Consider the following 18020-nt stretch of genomic DNA (forward strand, 5'->3'; position numbering starts at 1 on the left):
AAAGATGCGACTAATGTAGCTAAAAAACAGCTTGTTAACGACTGTTAACAGTCTAAGTTATGATCTCTGGCATGCTTTTATTGATAATGTTAATAATTTGATTTTCAAGATGTTACTTATTGATTCGCTTGTGTTTAATTTGTGTTAATGGTTTCTCGCGTATTATTATTGGTAATGATTATTGTTGGCATTGTTGCTTAACGTATTCAATAAATGTTCTGTCGGCAAGTGAGAGGTAACCTTGTTTACGCCATGCCATTGCAAGATCTAAATGAATAGGTTCAGCAAAGGGAATAGGAATAACGTTCGATTCATGGTCAGTGACTAATTCAAGTAAGGATGTGATAGCAAAGTCATGGCGAATAATTTGTAAAATCATGGGTAATAAATTAGTTTCAAATGAGATATTTGCAGTTAGATGATGTTGTTCGCAAATATGATCTAAAATTTCACGATGAAAATACCCAGGTTTAAATGCTACCAATTCTTGCCCAAAAAAATCGTCAAAAGTGATGCTTTTTTGGGTCGCAAATTCGTGGTGTTCACTCACTACAGCGACCATCTGTGAACGCAATAGATGCTCTATTTGTAAACTACTCGGTACGTTATGATTAATAATAACACCAAGATCTAATTCTCCCTCAACGAGCATTTGTCGAATTGACTGGGTACCTGCTTCAACAATGGTTAATTTTAAATTGGGGTAATGGCTTTTAAAGCCCATCAGTATTTGAGGAAAAAAATAGGATCCCAGCATACTTGGTACTCCAAGTCGTACTTCGCCTTTTTCTAATCCGCGTAACTCTTTCATCGCTAAGGTAGCATCGTCGATTTTTTGTAATATTTGTTTAGCATGTATAAGCAACACTTCACCTTCTTGAGTGAGGCTAACTTTGCGTTCATTACGATAAAATAATGTCAGATCTAATTGCTGTTCAAGTTTTTTGATTGCTACGCTAAGTGCTGGCTGTGCAATATGAAGTTGCTCTGCGGCACGAGTAAAATTTTTTGTTTGTGCTAATTGAGTGAAGTAAATAAGTAAACGCGTGTCCATGGCTATAATCTTTGTTTATCACTGTGATATTAATTATATATTTTCATTATTATGCGGCTATTGTTATCGTCTTGTCACGTTATGTTTAGTTTTTGAAAATAGATATTTCTACCCTAATGACATCCAGGGATAGGCATAGATCGTTTAAAAGGTGAGATCATGATCGAGATAAACACATTAGCCTATAAGAAAACCAGTTTTGCACTGGCATTAGGGTCATTTATCGTTTTTTGTAACTTATATTTATTTCAGCCAATGCTGCCGTTGATGGCGAAAGAATTTGCTGTGTCCGCGACTCAAATTAACTGGGTATTAGCGGCAACAACATTAATGCTGGCAGTATGTTTAATTCCGTGGGCTATTGCTTCCGAGATCGTTGGACGACGATTGATCATGGTGATCAGCTTATTACTGATGCCTATTGTGGGGATCGCGATGATTTTCACTCAAAATTTATTGAGTCTAACTTTAGCACGTGCGGTGATGGGGGTTTCAGTTGCAGGCTATGTTGCTGTTGCCGTGGCTTATATGGCAGAAGAGTTTAGTCCTACAGCATTAATGTTAGCTGTGGGGAGTTACATTAGTGCTAATTCATTAGGCGGGATTGCTGGGCGATTGTATGGTGGTATTTTTGGTGAACAACTAGGTTGGCATTGGGCGGTATTTGGAATGGCGGTCATGAGTTTAATTGGGGCTATTGTGGTGATTAGATTATTACCACCACAGCAACATTTTGTTCGTCATAACCATCAATTACATGTACATGCTCGTCAATTAATTGCTCATCTGAAGCAACCTGTTTTATGGTTAGCAATGTTAATTGGCGGAATAAATTTTGCGTTATTTATTAACCTTTATTCAGTGACTGGATTTAGATTGGTAGCCGCACCATTTAATTTGCCTTTAAGTTGGGCATCACTAATTTTTGTTTGTTATTTAAGTGGCACTATCACATCACGTTTAAGCGGCCGCTGGGCAAGTAAGTTCAATCCAATATCAGGGATGATTTTAGGGGGGATTTTAAGTTTGGTGGGAATGTGGTTAGGATTAGTTGAATCACGTATTACTATTTTAATCAGCTTATTGTTATTGAGCTCAGGCGCATTTTTTACCCATTCATTAGCTTATGCTTGGGTAAGTCATCATGCCAAAGTCGCTAAAGCAACGGCTACTGCGCTTTATTTAGTTCATTATTATGTCGGTGGTAGTTTAGGAGGCTTTTTGTTGATTTATTGCTGGCAGCATGGCGGTTGGAGTATGGTTGTTACTGGAGGTACAGTATTGTACTCACTAATGTTTATCTTATGTGGGTACTTAATGAAAACCAAGCAACAACCTGTTTTACAACCCCAATGAGGTAATAATAGTGGTTAATCGATCGCGATAGTTAATGTGTAATGGCTGCTTTCACCACGGCGAGCAAAGGCGCGATATTGACCAATACGAATAGTATATTTGCCAGTATAAGGTAATACATATTCGCCATTGTCATTAATATCAGCAGAATATGGATTTAAATCAGCAACCCGTTCAAGTTTTGAGTCGAGAAGAATAACCCATAATTTAGTGCTTTTGGTGTCGAGGGTTACTTTTAAATGCTGATCTTTTTTAGCATAAAAAACATAATTATTAACATCATAGTTGGCTGTTGTTGCGACATACTGCTCACTACTAGTTCCGGTTTTAAAATGAACCGCTTCATTGCTATCAGCAGCGATAGCCATAAAAGAACAGCTGCTTAATATTAGTGCGGTAAACAATAGCCCTAGTGGTTTTAGAAATAACATAATATGTTGACTCAATCGTTAGATAAACCTATCTCGCTAATTATTGCGCGAGTTAAAAAGTACGCAGTATTTAATCGGGGAAAATACTGCGTATTTGATTAGTATTATCAAAAATAACCGATTGGTAAAGGTGTGTTTAGTCAGCCAATGCCATAGCCAGTAAACTAACTGGATGAATTGTTGTTAAATCAGTGTTTTCCTCAATTTGCCATTTACAGGTTTCACAATCAGTTATTGCATAATCAGCATTGGCATGGCGTATTTTTTGAAATAAGTCCTCACCAATTTTAATTGAAGTATCATAATTTTCAGTTTTAAAACCATAAGTTCCTGCTAAGCCGCAACATTGGCTATCTAATACCTCAAGTTCTAAACCTGGAATCATTTTCAGTAATTCAATGGTATATAAACTCCCTCCGGTGCGCTCTAGGTGGCAAGGAGTATGGTAGACCACTTTCTTATTAATAGGTTTTAGCTTAGGGGTATTGCCATTCATAAATGCTTTAAGTAGAAAACGGGTCACATACTCAATCCGATCGGCAACGTTGGCATTATCAACTTTTAAAACATGTGGATATTCCTCTCGTAAGGTAAACGCACAAGTTGAAGAGGTTGAAACAATGGTAGAATTATATTTTTCAACAACCGCTGCAAAACTTTGAGTGTTGAGCAATGCGTTTTTCTTGGCTTTATCAAAGAAACCATTAGCAATCAGTGGGACACCACAACACTTTTCTTTTTTTAGTAATTGCACACCAATGTTCATTGCATTCATGACCTTGATGAAATCTTTACCTAATTGTGGGTGATTATAATTTACATAACAGCCGTGAAAATAATGTACTTGTTGTGGATAGTGAGTTTGGTTATGGCAGTGTTTTTTATACCATTGGCGAAAAGTACCATGGGAATATTTAGGTAAACTTTTATGGTCATGAACCCCAATGGTTTTATGCATAACTTTTTTAACCGGTTTCATGCTGGTAATCGCATTGACGATTGGTGCGAAAGGGGTCGCGACAGATCCCATTAAATCGGTATGGCTAAGGACAAAATCACGAATAGTTTTAATATTTATATTGTGTTTAGCATGTTTACTGCGCGCAACAGCAATCATGTCACCAATTTTAACGCCAGAAGGACACGCGGTTTCACAGCGTTTGCAGTTGGTACATAACTTGAGCATATCATCATAAAATTCGGCGCTTTTAATCCGTAATCGCTCGCCATCAGGGCCACATTGTTTAGGGCCAGGGTAGTTAGGATTGGCTTTAGCAACAGGGCAATAAACGGTACATACGGTGCATTTAATGCATTGGTCAAAACTGGTATCTTGCTTGAGCATTAGATATTGCCCTCTGCTAAGGATGGAAAAATAACGCTTGATTGATGGTTGTTCTGTAAGGCGATCATTGATTGTGCCGCATGAAAACCGCTACTAATAGCAACACCGCTGCCACTGCCTTCAAAGACAGGGTTGTAATGCGCCAAAATAGACCCTGCACAATAGAGATTGGTAATGGTATTACCGTTAAGGCTTGGTTGTAATTGCTGATTAGTTTCAACGCCCATGCCTAGAAATTGATGCGGTTGATTGCTGAAAAATTGTGATTGATACCAATGCTGGTGGTTGGTTGATGCTAATGGCGCGATATCTAATCCCAAAATGGCTTCTTCAATATGATGGCGTTCTGCATGTAAACCACGGCTAAAGAAACTACCACTAGCGAGTAAGTAGTGATTGGCAACCAGTGGCATGTCACCATGGTGGCGAGTGAAAATACGTTGTAATTGGTTATTCTCAAATTCACCATGAGTCACTTCATCACCTGCAAGAATCAACCCACCTAATGATTTATAATAGCTTTTCATCGCATCTTCTAAATGAATGCCAAGTAGCGATGGCGGCATGGTTGGAATTTCACATAGTGTGTAACCGGTTAACTGTTCAATTTTTTTGATGATCTTAGTGCCAGTACCGTTACCAAAGACAGCTGGAAGAACTACCAGATCTGCCTCGCCAATGGTATTTTTCATGGCTAACGCAAAACGTTGTAGTTTATTGTCATCGGCTAAGACACGAGAAATATCAATCGAGCGGTATTCACATGGATTACGCTGCATGAGTTCTACATCAGGTAATGCAACAGCTGCAGTAGTAATTTCTACGTTAGCAAAGTGGGGTAGTAGACGTAAGTTATCGGCTGCTAATTGGGGCTGAAAATCACGGAAACCATCAATCGTTACTAATGCGATTTTTTGTAATGCTTGTGCGGGTTCAAACATTGGAAAAGGGTGTACAGTAGATTGCGATAACCATGTTGCTTTAAATGTTCCCATTGGAGTAATGCGCAAATGGTTACAATCATCAGCTTGATGATGCAGTTCAATGCCAATATTTTCCATTGTTTGTTGATACCAATCAATCGCTTGACGAGTAACATCAAGTCCTAATTTACTGTAGGGATGCTGTGGTGATTGAGCCGTTAAACGGTCAAATTCACTAAAAGGATATTGGATTGCAGTACCATTAGGTAAACGGCTTAAGACATCAATTGATCCTGAAGAAAAATGGAGTGCACTTTGACCTGCAGCAACAACGGCTGTTTTAAGTCCTGCTTGAGCACAACGGATCGCACAGGTTAAGCCAGCAACACCACCACCAATAATTATATTATCAAATTTCATTATTTTTCCTCGCCTTGTGGCTGGTTAGTATTGGTAGATGCTGTTGCTGGTGGAATATCACTGACACCAAATAGACCTTCATAAATCCAATAAGAAAATTCACCTTCGCGTAAAGCATCTCCCCAAAAAACAGGTTTAATGCCTTTCCAGCGCTCTTCAAGAAAATCACTCAGAATATGGCTGGCATGGTTGCCATCAGTGTTGCCATATTCAGCAAATAGCCCAGCCGCTCGATAAGAACATAATTCCCCTTGGCAAGGTCCCATACCAACGCGAGTACGACGGCGTAAATCAACTAAGTTATGCACATCAAGTTGCTTGATGGCATATTCAACTTCACCACAAGTTACCATTTCACATTCACAAATAATGGCTTGGCTTTTTTTATCATCGGTTAAAAATTGTTGCGCACGCTCACCATGGCGGTAATAAGCGGATTGATAAACAGGTTTAGCTAAACTGGCTGTGTGCTTAATGGCTTTTGGCTGTTCGGAGCCAGGTAATGGCCGTTGATGAGTGGTGCAAGGAGTGGTATTCCCTAGTTTTTTGGCAACTAAATCGGTGGTCCATTCAGCCATCATGCGGTAAGTCATTAATTTACCGCCAGTAATGGTAATAAAACCGTCCATGCTATCGCGTTCAGCATGATCTAGTAGCACGATCCCACGGCTAATATTACGACCGCTAGTATCACCATCAACAGCCACTAATGGACGCACGCCTGCATAAGCGCGTAATACACGAGTATTGGCCATGATTGGAGCAAGCTTGGCACCTTCTTTTAATAAAATATCAATTTCTTTGCTGGTGACATGAAGATCATCAATGTCTTTATAATCAATTCGCTCCGAAGTTGTTCCAATCAGTGAAATGGTATCACCTGGCACTAAAATATCGGCATCAGAAGGCTTGCGACAGCGGTTGATCACTAAATTGTTAATGCGATAATCTAAGATCAATAATGATCCTTTGGCAGGGAACATAGTGATATTAAGATCACCGTACTGGCAGATTTGCTGTCCCCAGATCCCTGCTGCATTTATCACCTGCTGAGCTCTAATTTCAAAGTGAGTATTGGTTTTAAGGTTTAAACACTTAACCCCTTTAACGACGCCATTCTGTTGAATAAGATCAGTAACAAAAGTGTGATTAAACAATTGTGCGCCATGTTCGATAGCATCAAGTGCATTTGATGAAGCAAGCCGAAAAGGATCAATGGTACCGTCGGGGACTTTTACTGCTCCAATTAAATGCGGATTACAGTTTGGCTCTAATCGTAACGCTTGTTGTGGCGTTAATTGTTCGACATCAATATCAGCACTTTGGCAGGCGCTAATAAATTGCTGTTGAAATTGAAGATCATCACTTGGCAGAGAAATAAACAATCCTTGCGTATCTTCTACACAATGACGAGCAATATTTTTAAGAATACGGTTTTCAGTAATACATTCTTTGGCGGATTCTGGATCTGTCACAGCATAGCGGGCACCAGAGTGAAGTAAGCCATGGTTGCGACCTGTTGTACCAGAGGCTAAATCGTCTTTTTCAATTAAAATACATTTTATACCGCGCAGGGCACAATCACGCATTATCCCCGTCCCAGTTGCACCACCGCCGATGATCACAACCTCTGTTTCTAACCAAGTCGTCATGTTCGTTTCGCTTATCGTTATTGATTATATTATTAGCGTTTTAAACGCCCACTATTTTAATAGGGTTAATATGCCATTAAATTACATGCTATTTGTTGAGCAAACGCACATAAATGAGCGAACGAACATTTCATGTGTTCCTTTTTGTTCATGAAGTGGCTATTTGAAGATCAGTAAACGGAACTGTTAATACAGAGGTTGTGTTTAGCGGTAAAGGGGAGGCTGAGATTCGCATCTTGACGTGACTTGAGTATAATTGTGCTCCCTTAATTTTTTATGATGCTTAATATGATCGGCTATCTCGCATTTTTAATTCCGGCACTACTTGGTGCGCAATGTATTCTTACTTTAGTTCTCACCAAAGGGGAAATTTGCCCTGGTCAACGTGGTCGCGTACATAAAATGCTGCCTGTATTACTGGTTGGATGGTTATTAGCTGCGATCAGCCAAGTATGGGCCGTACTTCCGCTATTAAGCTTGTTATTTTTTACCGTCAAAGTGAAAACCAGTAAAACACGAGACTCAGGGCCTCTCATTGTGCTTTATGGCGCGAATTTGTTGGGTTTCATTTGTTGGGTGATGTTATTGCCAATGATGGATATGCCTGAAGTGTTGCTGAGTTTAGTGGCGATGGCGCTATACGGTAGCTTGCTTGCTCATGTATTACTTACGTTTTCACGTACTCGCTTACAGGCTTTTCATCGCATTTTGCCGTTTGTTGGCTTTGTGAGTGCAATAGTATCGGTACTGTTATTAGTGTGGAAAATTATCTTTATGGGTGAGGCTGCAACTGCGCCTTATACTGTTGAAGTTGTGACTTCATTAGTGTGTTTGGTGATTGCATTATTGGTATGGTCGGGGCATATTTTATTACATAAAACCGTCAACAAATGGCAGCTACTAGCAGCAGCGGCATTACTTACTTTTTCAGCCGTGATGCAATTAACTTTATTTTAAGCCATCACTGTGAATCCTAATTAGCCTTTATCTTGTTTGAGATAAAGGCTTTTTTATAGCTGAAATGTACAACAGGGAGAATTTGTAATATATCGTCTATGCTTAATGAGTTATGCATAGTAATGACGATAATCATTGAAATAGTAAGGGGGATAAAATGGAAATTAATAACTTACTTGGTATGGATACCCATATTGTGATTGGTATTGTGAATGAGCGTTTACGGTTAGAGTGTTGCTCAATGGCTGAATTAACCTCTCGTTATGAGTTAAGCGAAACTGAACTGACAGAGAAAATGGCTCAGCAAGGCTATCATTACGATCCATTAAATAATCAGTTTAAGTAATAAAAAAGGAAATATAGGATAACTCACTAATTAGTGGGTTATTTTGTTAGTGTGTAAAAATGTACTCAAATTAATATGAGGATTTATTACCTGTTCGCTAAATATACATATTGTTATTAAGTGAATATATGTTTTTTCGAATAACATTCAAAATGTTTTTGTTATTGTCTATTTTTCAATTTGAACATAAATGTCACTGTCAATAAAATGCTTGCAGAGTATTATTGTGCTCTTTTATAAATTTATTATTACTTTATGTATTTAATAATATTCAAAATTTGAGACAGTAAACAACGATGATAATAAAAAAATATTTATTCATAGCTATAATAGTATTTTCTACTTTATTGAGTGTTAATAGTAATGCTGATGAAATAATTGGTTATTGGGTAGATGCAAATGGTATGTATCTTGGAGATAAAGTATATATCACAGATAATGATGTTGAAGCTTATCTAACTGAATCAACTACTCGTTTTGTGAGAGACGGATGGCGATCATACTATAATATTACAGATAAATCTTTTGAATTAACGGCTCAGCCAATTGAAAAATCCATTAATAATGGAATCCAATATTTTTATTATGGTTCAAATGATTGTTCAGGTAATGGTGCAATGTTTGATCTATTCGGAATTCCTGGAGAGAATTTAGCGTCAATGGCACCTAGTAGTTCTATATTATGGTCTACACCTGATTTATTAAATAAAAAAGTATTACAGATAACAGCGGATACTTATGGTAATTTAATGCTTCCTGATGCTATGTCTTCAATGTCTCCAGCAGAAGGAAGTCTCTTTGATTCAAAAGCACATTTTAATGATGATGGAATGCTAGTCTGTGAACCTGCGTACAATATAACTGTAGCTGATGTTGGTTGGATCTCTCATACTGAAAATATTGTTGGGAAATATAGATGGATGAAATTTAAATTTTCAGATGATGATCAAAATACTGTAGTTGCAACAATTAAAGGTGCTGTACCCCCTTTTAAATTTATTAGCACTCAAGATGAATCTTATGATCCAGATGCTAAACCTCGTATTGAATATCAATCACCTGTTAATTCAGTGAGTATTCGTGTTTCTTCTCAAGGAAAGCTGAGTTATGTGACTGTTAACCAAGGTCAGTCTCTTTATATCGGTGACATTAAAGTCTCTAAATTAAGCACTGGTGTTTATGACGTAACCTTTCCTGAAAGCTATATTGCAGCTGATCGAGCACGTGATAAATTAATATTGACCTGTAATGTGAATAGTAACAATCGTAATCAAGGTGGTGAGATGGGTATTAGTTGTTATAAACTAGATGCTCAAAATATTATTAGAATTGTAACTGAATACCATAAACATCCTATTAATACTGATTTTACGTTAGGTGTTAAATGGTAGGTTATTAATATTAACAAATAACCCATTAAATACATTAATGGGTTATTCTTTATGATTTAAACCGTTTTAATACCTTGTAAATGCTGCTGGCATTGCTGTTTCGCTGTTGCAAAAAAAGCCTTCAAATAGTGGTGCTGGTATTCTGACGCTCGTACCGCAGCAAAGAGACGCCGCCATAATCCAGTGCCTAATGGTTTGCTGACAATTAACCCCTGACGGACAAAACTATCAACTGCCCAATTCGGCAATGCCGCGACTCCCATTCCCGCAGACACCATTTGTATCAACATCAGACTATTATCAGCTTGTTTCCACGCTAATGGCTCAATGGCCGCAGGGTGAAGAAAGTGCTTAACAATATCTAAGCGATGACGCTGAATTGGATAACTAAGTAGAGTTTGATCGACAAGATCAGTTGGTCCTATATATGACTTAGTCGCTAACGGTGAGTGCGAAGCAACAATGAGGCGCATTTCAAAATCAAACAATGGCTCATAGTGAATTTCGTTACGGGGTTGAATATCTGATGTGATGACTAAGTCTAATTCACCTTGGGCCAACGCCGGAATAGGATCGAAACTAAACCCAGAACAAAAATCAATATCCACATCAGGCCATAGTACCTGATATTGTTTTAAAGCAGGCATTAGCCACTGAAAACAGGAATGGCATTCAATAGCCATCTGTAACCTTGCCGTTGTCTGATGTTTACTATTGGCCAGTGCTTGCTCGGCAATTTGTATTTTTGGCAATACGGTGTCGGCTAAATCAAGCAGCACTTTACCTTCAGCTGTAAAGCGTACTGGGCGTGTTTTACGTAAAAAAAGTTGACTGCCTAAACGTTGCTCCAGATCTTTTAACTGATGAGACAGTGCTGATTGGGTTAAATATAAACTATTTGCGGTTGCGGTGAGTGAGCCTGTTGCTCTCAGTACTGTTAATGTTTTGAGATGTTTAAGTTCAATCATATTCCATCCTTGGAGTATTGAGCAGCGGTTGGTTGTTTTTCAATCTACTCGGTAAAGTTGTGATTGTAAACATCTAGATGGCTAAACGTCTATGCTAGCGATTGGTTTTAAAAATTACTAGCGTTTTAACGTGAAAAAAATTCATGATCGTTATGAGGAAAATCACCTTGTTGTCAGCGTTATTATTGGTCACTGTGTTAGTCAACAACAGTCATCTTAGCCATTGTTTTTATATGGATTTATGATTAATAAACAGTGAATTAAAGGAATATAACAATGACAGTGCAATCAGAAAAAAAGACCGATATAACTAAAACCGTGACCCATATTTTAGGCTATCCACGTATTGGAAGTCAGCGCGAATTAAAATTTGCTCAAGAACGTTATTGGCGGGGTGAGATCGATCAATCTCAGCTTAAAAACGTTGGACAAGAGTTACGTCATCGCCATTGGAATGATCAACTTAGTGCTGGGCTAGATTATGTTGCGGTAGGGGATTTTGCTTGGTATGACCATGTCTTAGGCACGAGCATGTTGCTTGGTCATATTCCAAGCCGTCATCAGCAAGGTTTCCCTGATTTAGATACCTTATTTACTATCGCACGTGGTAAAGCGCCGACGGGGTGCGCATGTGCAGCTGCCGATATGACTAAATGGTTTAATACTAATTATCATTACATCGTGCCGGAGTTTACCGCAGAAGACAGTTTTAACGTTAGCTGGCAACAGTTATTTGAAGAAGTGGCAGAGGCTAAAAAAGCAGGTCATAACGTTAAACCCGTATTATTAGGGCCTGTGTCTTATTTATGGTTAGGTAAAGAGAAACAGCAAGGGTTTGATCGATTGACATTATTACCCCGGTTATTGACAGCTTATCAGCAAATATTAACCAAATTAACCGCATTAGGGGTCGAGTGGGTACAGATTGATGAGCCAGCATTAGCGCTTGAATTACCCTCAGAATGGACAGCAAGTTTTAAATTAGCATATCAGGTGCTTCATGGTGGTCCTAAGCTACTACTGACTACTTATTTTGATGATATTAGCCATCAGCTTGCAACAATTTCACAGCTCAATGTTGACGGTTTGCATATTGATTTATCAGTAGCACCAGCACAATTATCAGTCGTGGCTGATGCTATTCCAAATCATTGGGTGTTATCTGCTGGCGTGGTTAATGGTCGTAATGTGTGGCGAGCAGATCTCGCTGAATGGTTAATTCGTTTACAGCCGCTAAAGCAGCAATTAGGGCGTAATTTATGGTTAGCGAGTTCATGTTCTTTATTACATAGCCCTATAGATGTTGAGAGTGAAACGGAGCTTGATAGCGATGTTCGTCAATGGTTAGCATTTGCCAAACAAAAATGTCATGAAATTACTTTATTGGCTCAAGCCCTTGATGGTGAACAAAGTGCGATTGCAGCTTGTAGTAATTACAGTACCAGTATAAAAGCACGTCTTGACAGTGAACGTGTGAATAATATTCAAGTGCAACAACGTACTGCGGCCATTACACCGCAATTAGCTCAACGAGTGCTTCCTTATGCTGAGCGAGCGATTCAACAACAACACGCGTTGCAACTACCCTTATTACCGACGACAACTATTGGCTCATTTCCGCAAACAACGGCAATTCGTAGTCAACGTAGTGATTTTAAAGCGGGGCGAATAACCGAAGCTGATTACCGCAAAGCACTACAAACACATATTCAAGATGCGGTTACTCGACAGCATAATTTGGGGCTTGATGTGTTAGTACATGGCGAAGCTGAGCGTAATGACATGGTGGAATATTTTGCAGAGCAGCTAGAGGGTTTTGCTGTTACTCAATATGGTTGGGTACAAAGTTATGGATCGCGTTGTGTAAAACCTGCAATTATTGTGTCAGATATTTACCGAGCAAAGCCAATCACTGTCGATTGGAGCCGTTATGCGCAGTCTTTAACTACTAAGCCTGTTAAAGGAATGCTTACTGGGCCCGTGACAATATTAGGTTGGACGTTTGCACGAGAAGACTTATCTCGTGAAGCGATAGCTAATCAGATTGCATTAGCACTGCGTGATGAGGTAACGGATTTACAAACGGCAGGGATTAAGATTATTCAAATTGATGAGCCAGCGATCAGAGAAGGGTTACCACTAAAACAGAGTCAATGGCAGGCGTATCTCGATTGGGCCGTACAGGCGTTTAAGATTTCAGCTGCAGGGGCTGCACCACAAACACAGATTCATACGCATATGTGTTATAGCGAGTTCAACCAAATAATTGCATCAGTAGCGGCATTAGATGCTGATGTGATAACGATCGAAACATCACGTTCTGATATGGAATTACTCACAGCATTTGAAGCATTTGCTTATCCTAATGAAATTGGTCCTGGTGTGTATGATATACATTCACCAAATATTCCAGAGGTAGACACGATCACTGGGTTAATTAATAAAGCTGCAGCTTTGATTCCGATCGAGCGTTTATGGATCAACCCAGATTGCGGTTTAAAAACACGTAATTGGATTGAAACTGAAGCAGCATTAGCAAATATGGTGACAGCAGCCCATATTTTACGTGAAAAGTACCGTGAAGTGACTGCGGCATAATCGAAACAATAAAAAAGCCGTCTACAAATATCGCTTTCTTATTGAAAGGATGAAGACGGCTTTTAGCATTTATTTACGAGTAATTATTGCGCATTAGTTGCTGCAGTATCTCGTGTAAATGTTAATGTATGCTTGGCGTTAGTCATTGTCATGGTATCGCCTGAAATGCTAACTTTATTCCAATCAGCAAGAGATTGAGCAAAGGTTTGTTCAATCTTCATTTCGTTATCTGGACATAGCATCATTGTCATGCCCATTTTTTCAATGCGGAATTGACCGTCTTTTACTTCAGCTTGACCAAAGTAGCGGTTACAACCAGCGTGACCATTTGCAGCGAGATCCGTTGCTAACTCTAACGTCGGTGATTGAAAAGGTGCTGGTTGAGCAATATCTTGGTTATCAATCTTCACTAATGACCAACTACCGTTAGCAAGCTCACTGCCAGTTACTTTATGTGGTGCTTGAGTGGTAATACCCGTTGTTGAGCATGCCGCTAACATCATTGGGAGTACCAGAGCAGATAATAGACGCTTTTTCATTATAGTTATTCCTGAACAGTAATGTTGATGAGTGAGCAAAAGTGCAAACATTCATAGAGAAGTTTACTCGACAAATAGTTGTCATCTTCTTTGTAAGGCATGTGCGTTACGCCATGCAGATTATGGGAATATTGAATAAAAAACTATGTTATATCAATACTTGCTCGAATGGATTATACCGATTTCTTGGTAAATAATGCGGTTTTATTTGTTACTAAAGGTATATTTGTGACATATTTAGTGACATTTATGTATGCGGCATGAATAAATAAAGTGTGTTTTATTGATTTGATTAAAAATAAAAGGGTAAGTGAGACTTACCCTTTTAGATATACCGTTTTGGTTGCTATTTAACTATTTTTGACTCAATCGCTTTTTCAACCATATGCAAATGAACATCTTGTTGTGGAAATGGAATCGAGATGCCTTCACGATCAAAGCGCATTTTCACTTCACGAGTAATATCCCAATATACATCCCAATAATCATCCGTTTTTACCCAAGGACGAACAATGAAATCAACCGATGATGAATTTAAAGTATGTAGCTTAATGTTTGGCTCTGGGCTGCGTAAAACAGAAGGGTGAGATTCAACAATATCATGTAAAACACGTTCTGTTTTTTCGATGTCATCGCTGTATCCGATGCCAAAAACCATATCAATACGACGTACTTTTTCATGTGTCACGTTCTTGATGATATCGCCCCAGATCTTACTGTTAGGTACGATAATGATTTCATTGCTGAAGGTTTTAATCGTGGTATTAACCAAACTCATGTGGCTAACTTTACCAGTAATGCTACCTGCTTCGACTAAATCACCGACATCAAATGGACGATAAATGAGTAGCATCATACCCGATGCAAAGTTAGACAATGTATCTTGTAGGGCAAAACCAATAATAATACCAGCAACACCAAAACCGGTTAAAATTGGTGCTAGATTTAAACCGACTTGCGAAAGTGCGATTAGAATACCGATAGCAAAGACAATCTTACCTGACATTGAAATAAAGAATTCTTGCATTAGCATCGACATTTTTAAGTTTTTTGTCGAAACAGCTCGCGTTACCATTTTGCGAACAATATTCTTTAATGTCTTAAATGCAAAGATAATAAAGATAAAAATAATCACTTTAAATATCATTTGCGGTAGATTTTCAAATAACCATGAACCAAATTCAGTAGTCCATGAGCTAGCGATTGACCACATTACTTTACTATTTAATAAGTCATCAGTGACATTACCTGTTTGTTCAAACAGTAACCGCTTATATTCAGCGGTATCAATGCCCATATTGTCAGCTAATTTCACTAAATCTGTGAGGTTTTTAGTATCACTATCAACTTGGCGTTGAGCTAAAATTTGTGAAACTTGCAGTGTTTTGAGTTCATCACCGGTGGCTGATTTTAGTTGTTTGTCGTTTAAATCAACAGCTTGACTTCCAAATGTCAGTGAGGCTGACATAAAATCAAGACGGTGCTCAATATTATTTTTGAGTGCTTTTATTGCATTAGGTTGAGGTTTACCTAAACGCTCCATCCATTGATAATTTTCCCACTCTTCATTAAGCACTAAAATAATAAAATCACGACTTTCAGTCAGTGCCTTTAAAGCCACTAACTTGTCAGTGTCTTTTGCTTTATCAAGATCTTTTTGATCGCGTTCAACTTTAGTTTGTAAAAACTTCTCAGCTTCTGCTGCAAACGTTATTTGTTGTTCGACTTGTTTAAGTAATAGCTTTTTATCTGCGTTTTTATCGTCAATTAACTCAACCAGTGTTTTTCTTAATTCTTTGTTTTTATTGAGTAATTGTAAGCGAATAACATCAAGAGAAGAGCCTGTTGTTGATGTTGCTTCTTTTGCTAAAACGTTAAGTTCTTTGTTTAGTTTTTGAAGTTGTTGATATTCAACATTCGTTTGTTGAGGGATCGTTGGCTGTGGTTTTGTTTCTGCAAAACTTAGCGTAGAAACGAAGATAAGCATTAATACCAGTAAGCGCATGTTGCGATAAACTCCTGCTGGTGATATGAAATAATATGAAGTTATCAGTCGTTATAATGACTAGTGATAACGAGCTATTTATTGTCATTAGACAAATGTGCGCAGATTATAACTAAATCGACGCTCGCGGCTATAAATATTCCATTAAAAGTGAAAAATTGATGTAACTGCTGTTTTTATAAAGAGTATGAGTTGTTGTCATTATCAAAAACAATGATTATTAAGGTAAATCTTGTTGGCATAAAAAGTGACAGTGATTAAATGCCCATGTCCAATCTGGTTGCCAATATTCTTGTGTAAGAACAATCACGACATTATGTTGTAAATAGGGCAATATTTGTTGTAATAATATATAACTTGGCTTATCAACGATAATAATATTACAGTTATTGTTGAGTATTTTATTAATTAAAATTTGAGAATTAATTTGTTTGATTAATGTATGGGTTTTTATATTTAGATGATTGAATTGGTATACAAACAACTTATTAATAGGGGAGTTATTAATTAATATAGCCACTGATTTTATTGGAATATCCGTTGAGGTAAGTACGTCTACCCATGACTTAACTTGTCTTATTTGTTGTTTATAGCGCATTATCACACCCCCATAATTGGAATTATCAATGGTTAGTTATTTAGGTGGGCAGACTATCTAATACTTATTTACGTACTGTCATTATAGAGTTAATTTCGTATTTATGGAGTAATGATTGTGATCATGCGCTATGGTGCTGTAATCACTTTAAATTCCGCTCATTTAAATTATCAAATACAATTTTACTGTCTTTTTGAGCATAAAAACAGACTTGAAATTGTGTATCGTCAGTTAAAAATTCTACCTTGTGCCAGTATTGTGGTGGGCTAATGGCACTATCGCCAGCATGAATGATAACTTGTTGTTCAATATCACTACGTCGGTCACTAAAGCCATAAAATTTGAGTTGCCCTTGCAATACACATATTTTTCCATAAACACCAGCACGAGTATTGTGACGATGTAAAAACATCTTCGGAATGTTTTCAACAGTAAAGATTGGGGTAGATTTATAGTTTACGTAATCTTTTGGAATCGTTGCCATGATGGGGACCTTATTGAGATAAATACAAACATGACTATAAAATACATGTTAAGCGGTGATGCTGCAATCCTTTTTGTTTACATTGCGAAGAGGCATGTTTAATTTACTGATATTTAATTGTTTTTTAATAAAAAAGCCCCTTCATAAAGAAGAGGCAATAAGTACCATCGCTTTTATTATTCGTCAAAAATAGGCTTAACCAAAATCACCATTAACATAGCCTCGAGTACGATCGTCTGCTGGGTTGTTAAAGAGATTTTGGGTTTCATCATGTTCAACTAATTCTCCCATTAAGAAGAATGCTGTTCGATCAGAGATACGGCGAGCTTGTTGCATCGAGTGAGTTACAATAACAATAGTAAATTCTTTTTTAAGTGTTTCCATCAAATCTTCAATCTTTTTGGTTGCTATAGGATCAAGGGCTGATGTTGGTTCATCCATTAAAATCACTTCAGGTTTCATTGCTATGGTACGCGCAATGCATAGACGTTGCTGCTGACCACCGGAAAGGCCAAAAGCATGGGATTTCAAACGATCTTTGACTTCATCCCATAATGCGGCACCGCGTAGTGATTGTTCAACTATGGCGTCTAAAGTTTTTTTATCTTTTACACCTTGAGCACGTAAACCATAAGCGACATTTTCGTAGATGCTCATTGGAAATGGATTTGGCTTTTGAAATACCATGCCGACTTTGATGCGTAATTGAGCAACGTCTATATTGCCATAAACATTTTCATTATCGATGGTCAGTAAGCCCTTAATAGTAACGCCTTCGATTAAGTCATTCATACGATTTAAACAACGTAATAAAGTTGATTTACCACAACCAGAAGGGCCAATAAGTGCTGTTACTTGGCGGTTAGGAATTGGTAAGTTAATTTGCTTTAATGCTTGGTTTTGGCCGTAAAAAAGATCAAGATTTTCAATGTTAAATTTGTTCATGTAATGGT

16 protein-coding genes are annotated in these 18020 nt (G+C 37.9%); 5 read left to right on the plus strand and 11 right to left on the minus strand.

Going from position 1 to position 18020, the window contains the following annotated elements:
- Positions 1-178 precede the first annotated feature (178 nt).
- Entirely contained in the window at positions 179-1054 is an 876-nt protein-coding gene (locus tag PAND9192_RS19380; protein ID WP_087820764.1) for a LysR family transcriptional regulator, read from the minus strand.
- A 159-nt stretch (positions 1055-1213) separates the two neighbouring features.
- Between PAND9192_RS19380 and PAND9192_RS19385 the strand changes: the two genes are divergently transcribed.
- The gene (locus PAND9192_RS19385; RefSeq protein WP_087855032.1) at positions 1214-2410 is read left to right on the plus strand and encodes an MFS transporter; all 1197 of its coding nucleotides are present in this window, start codon (positions 1214-1216) and stop codon (positions 2408-2410) included.
- A gap of 14 nt (positions 2411-2424) precedes the next feature.
- Here PAND9192_RS19385 and PAND9192_RS19390 read toward each other — a convergent pair whose 3' ends face one another.
- The 4 genes from PAND9192_RS19390 to glpA all read right to left on the minus strand — a co-directional run bounded on the left by PAND9192_RS19390 (position 2425) and on the right by glpA (position 7181).
- Positions 2425-2778, minus strand: a complete 354-nt coding sequence (locus PAND9192_RS19390) for a hypothetical protein (RefSeq protein WP_234999225.1) — start codon at positions 2776-2778, stop codon at positions 2425-2427.
- Positions 2779-2977: 199 nt separating this feature from the next.
- Positions 2978-4186, minus strand: a complete 1209-nt coding sequence (gene glpC, locus PAND9192_RS19395; RefSeq protein WP_087855033.1) for an anaerobic glycerol-3-phosphate dehydrogenase subunit GlpC — start codon at positions 4184-4186, stop codon at positions 2978-2980.
- The gene (gene glpB / locus PAND9192_RS19400) at positions 4186-5529 is read right to left on the minus strand and encodes a glycerol-3-phosphate dehydrogenase subunit GlpB (protein WP_087855034.1); all 1344 of its coding nucleotides are present in this window, start codon (positions 5527-5529) and stop codon (positions 4186-4188) included. Before glpB ends, glpC begins: the two co-directional genes overlap by 1 nt.
- Entirely contained in the window at positions 5529-7181 is a 1653-nt protein-coding gene (gene glpA, locus PAND9192_RS19405) for an anaerobic glycerol-3-phosphate dehydrogenase subunit A (RefSeq protein ID WP_087855035.1), read from the minus strand. Before glpA ends, glpB begins: the two co-directional genes overlap by 1 nt.
- A 288-nt stretch (positions 7182-7469) precedes the next feature.
- Here glpA and PAND9192_RS19410 point away from each other — a divergent pair, with 288 nt between their 5' ends.
- The 3 genes from PAND9192_RS19410 to PAND9192_RS19420 all read left to right on the plus strand — a co-directional run bounded on the left by PAND9192_RS19410 (position 7470) and on the right by PAND9192_RS19420 (position 9875).
- Positions 7470-8138 carry an HI_1241 family integral membrane domain gene (locus PAND9192_RS19410; protein WP_087855036.1) on the plus strand — a complete coding sequence of 223 codons (669 nt, stop codon included), beginning with the start codon at positions 7470-7472 and terminating at the stop codon, positions 8136-8138.
- A gap of 157 nt (positions 8139-8295) precedes the next feature.
- Positions 8296-8484 carry a DUF4250 domain-containing protein gene (locus PAND9192_RS19415; protein ID WP_065167820.1) on the plus strand — a complete coding sequence of 63 codons (189 nt, stop codon included), beginning with the start codon at positions 8296-8298 and terminating at the stop codon, positions 8482-8484.
- Between the two features lie 296 nt (positions 8485-8780).
- Positions 8781-9875, plus strand: a complete 1095-nt coding sequence (locus tag PAND9192_RS19420) for a hypothetical protein (protein ID WP_144018113.1) — start codon at positions 8781-8783, stop codon at positions 9873-9875.
- A gap of 56 nt (positions 9876-9931) precedes the next feature.
- On the opposite strand, the gene metR is transcribed toward PAND9192_RS19420, so the two are convergent.
- Positions 9932-10843 carry an HTH-type transcriptional regulator MetR gene (gene metR, locus PAND9192_RS19425; protein ID WP_087820756.1) on the minus strand — a complete coding sequence of 304 codons (912 nt, stop codon included), beginning with the start codon at positions 10841-10843 and terminating at the stop codon, positions 9932-9934.
- Positions 10844-11119: 276 nt separating this feature from the next.
- Here metR and metE point away from each other — a divergent pair, with 276 nt between their 5' ends.
- Positions 11120-13441 carry a 5-methyltetrahydropteroyltriglutamate--homocysteine S-methyltransferase gene (gene metE, locus PAND9192_RS19430; RefSeq protein ID WP_087855038.1) on the plus strand — a complete coding sequence of 774 codons (2322 nt, stop codon included), beginning with the start codon at positions 11120-11122 and terminating at the stop codon, positions 13439-13441.
- Positions 13442-13524: 83 nt separating this feature from the next.
- Here metE and PAND9192_RS19435 read toward each other — a convergent pair whose 3' ends face one another.
- The 5 genes from PAND9192_RS19435 to pstB form a co-directional block, all read right to left on the minus strand.
- Entirely contained in the window at positions 13525-13980 is a 456-nt protein-coding gene (locus PAND9192_RS19435; protein ID WP_087855039.1) for an META domain-containing protein, read from the minus strand.
- A 346-nt stretch (positions 13981-14326) separates the two neighbouring features.
- The gene (locus tag PAND9192_RS19440; protein WP_087855040.1) at positions 14327-15985 is read right to left on the minus strand and encodes a mechanosensitive ion channel family protein; all 1659 of its coding nucleotides are present in this window, start codon (positions 15983-15985) and stop codon (positions 14327-14329) included.
- Between the two features lie 220 nt (positions 15986-16205).
- The gene (locus PAND9192_RS19445) at positions 16206-16583 is read right to left on the minus strand and encodes a hypothetical protein (protein WP_087855041.1); all 378 of its coding nucleotides are present in this window, start codon (positions 16581-16583) and stop codon (positions 16206-16208) included.
- A 142-nt stretch (positions 16584-16725) separates the two neighbouring features.
- On the minus strand, positions 16726-17067 hold the full coding sequence (locus PAND9192_RS19450; RefSeq protein WP_087855042.1) for a TehB family protein: 342 nt from the start codon (positions 17065-17067) through the stop codon (positions 16726-16728).
- A 195-nt stretch (positions 17068-17262) separates the two neighbouring features.
- Positions 17263-18012 (minus strand): phosphate ABC transporter ATP-binding protein PstB, encoded by a 750-nt coding sequence (pstB, locus tag PAND9192_RS19455; RefSeq protein ID WP_060999629.1) that lies wholly within the window; start codon positions 18010-18012, stop codon positions 17263-17265.
- Positions 18013-18020: the final 8 nt, after the last annotated feature.

Source organism: Photobacterium andalusiense (assembly GCF_900185625.1).
Lineage (GTDB): Bacteria > Pseudomonadota > Gammaproteobacteria > Enterobacterales > Vibrionaceae > Photobacterium > Photobacterium aquimaris.

What these genes read in the sequence shown, in the direction of transcription:
- PAND9192_RS19380 (WP_087820764.1), bottom strand. Translation starts at nt 1,054, where the DNA reads ATGGACACGCGTTTACTTATTTACTTCACTCAATTAGCACAAACAAAA.
- PAND9192_RS19385 (WP_087855032.1), top strand. Translation starts at nt 1,214, where the DNA reads ATGATCGAGATAAACACATTAGCCTATAAGAAAACCAGTTTTGCACTG.
- PAND9192_RS19390 (WP_234999225.1), bottom strand. Translation starts at nt 2,778, where the DNA reads ATGGCTATCGCTGCTGATAGCAATGAAGCGGTTCATTTTAAAACCGGA.
- glpC (WP_087855033.1), bottom strand. Translation starts at nt 4,186, where the DNA reads ATGCTCAAGCAAGATACCAGTTTTGACCAATGCATTAAATGCACCGTA.
- glpB (WP_087855034.1), bottom strand. Translation starts at nt 5,529, where the DNA reads ATGAAATTTGATAATATAATTATTGGTGGTGGTGTTGCTGGCTTAACC.
- glpA (WP_087855035.1), bottom strand. Translation starts at nt 7,181, where the DNA reads ATGACGACTTGGTTAGAAACAGAGGTTGTGATCATCGGCGGTGGTGCA.
- PAND9192_RS19410 (WP_087855036.1), top strand. Translation starts at nt 7,470, where the DNA reads ATGATCGGCTATCTCGCATTTTTAATTCCGGCACTACTTGGTGCGCAA.
- PAND9192_RS19415 (WP_065167820.1), top strand. Translation starts at nt 8,296, where the DNA reads ATGGAAATTAATAACTTACTTGGTATGGATACCCATATTGTGATTGGT.
- PAND9192_RS19420 (WP_144018113.1), top strand. Translation starts at nt 8,781, where the DNA reads ATGATAATAAAAAAATATTTATTCATAGCTATAATAGTATTTTCTACT.
- metR (WP_087820756.1), bottom strand. Translation starts at nt 10,843, where the DNA reads ATGATTGAACTTAAACATCTCAAAACATTAACAGTACTGAGAGCAACA.
- metE (WP_087855038.1), top strand. Translation starts at nt 11,120, where the DNA reads ATGACAGTGCAATCAGAAAAAAAGACCGATATAACTAAAACCGTGACC.
- PAND9192_RS19435 (WP_087855039.1), bottom strand. Translation starts at nt 13,980, where the DNA reads ATGAAAAAGCGTCTATTATCTGCTCTGGTACTCCCAATGATGTTAGCG.
- PAND9192_RS19440 (WP_087855040.1), bottom strand. Translation starts at nt 15,985, where the DNA reads ATGCGCTTACTGGTATTAATGCTTATCTTCGTTTCTACGCTAAGTTTT.
- PAND9192_RS19445 (WP_087855041.1), bottom strand. Translation starts at nt 16,583, where the DNA reads ATGCGCTATAAACAACAAATAAGACAAGTTAAGTCATGGGTAGACGTA.
- PAND9192_RS19450 (WP_087855042.1), bottom strand. Translation starts at nt 17,067, where the DNA reads ATGGCAACGATTCCAAAAGATTACGTAAACTATAAATCTACCCCAATC.
- pstB (WP_060999629.1), bottom strand. Translation starts at nt 18,012, where the DNA reads ATGAACAAATTTAACATTGAAAATCTTGATCTTTTTTACGGCCAAAAC.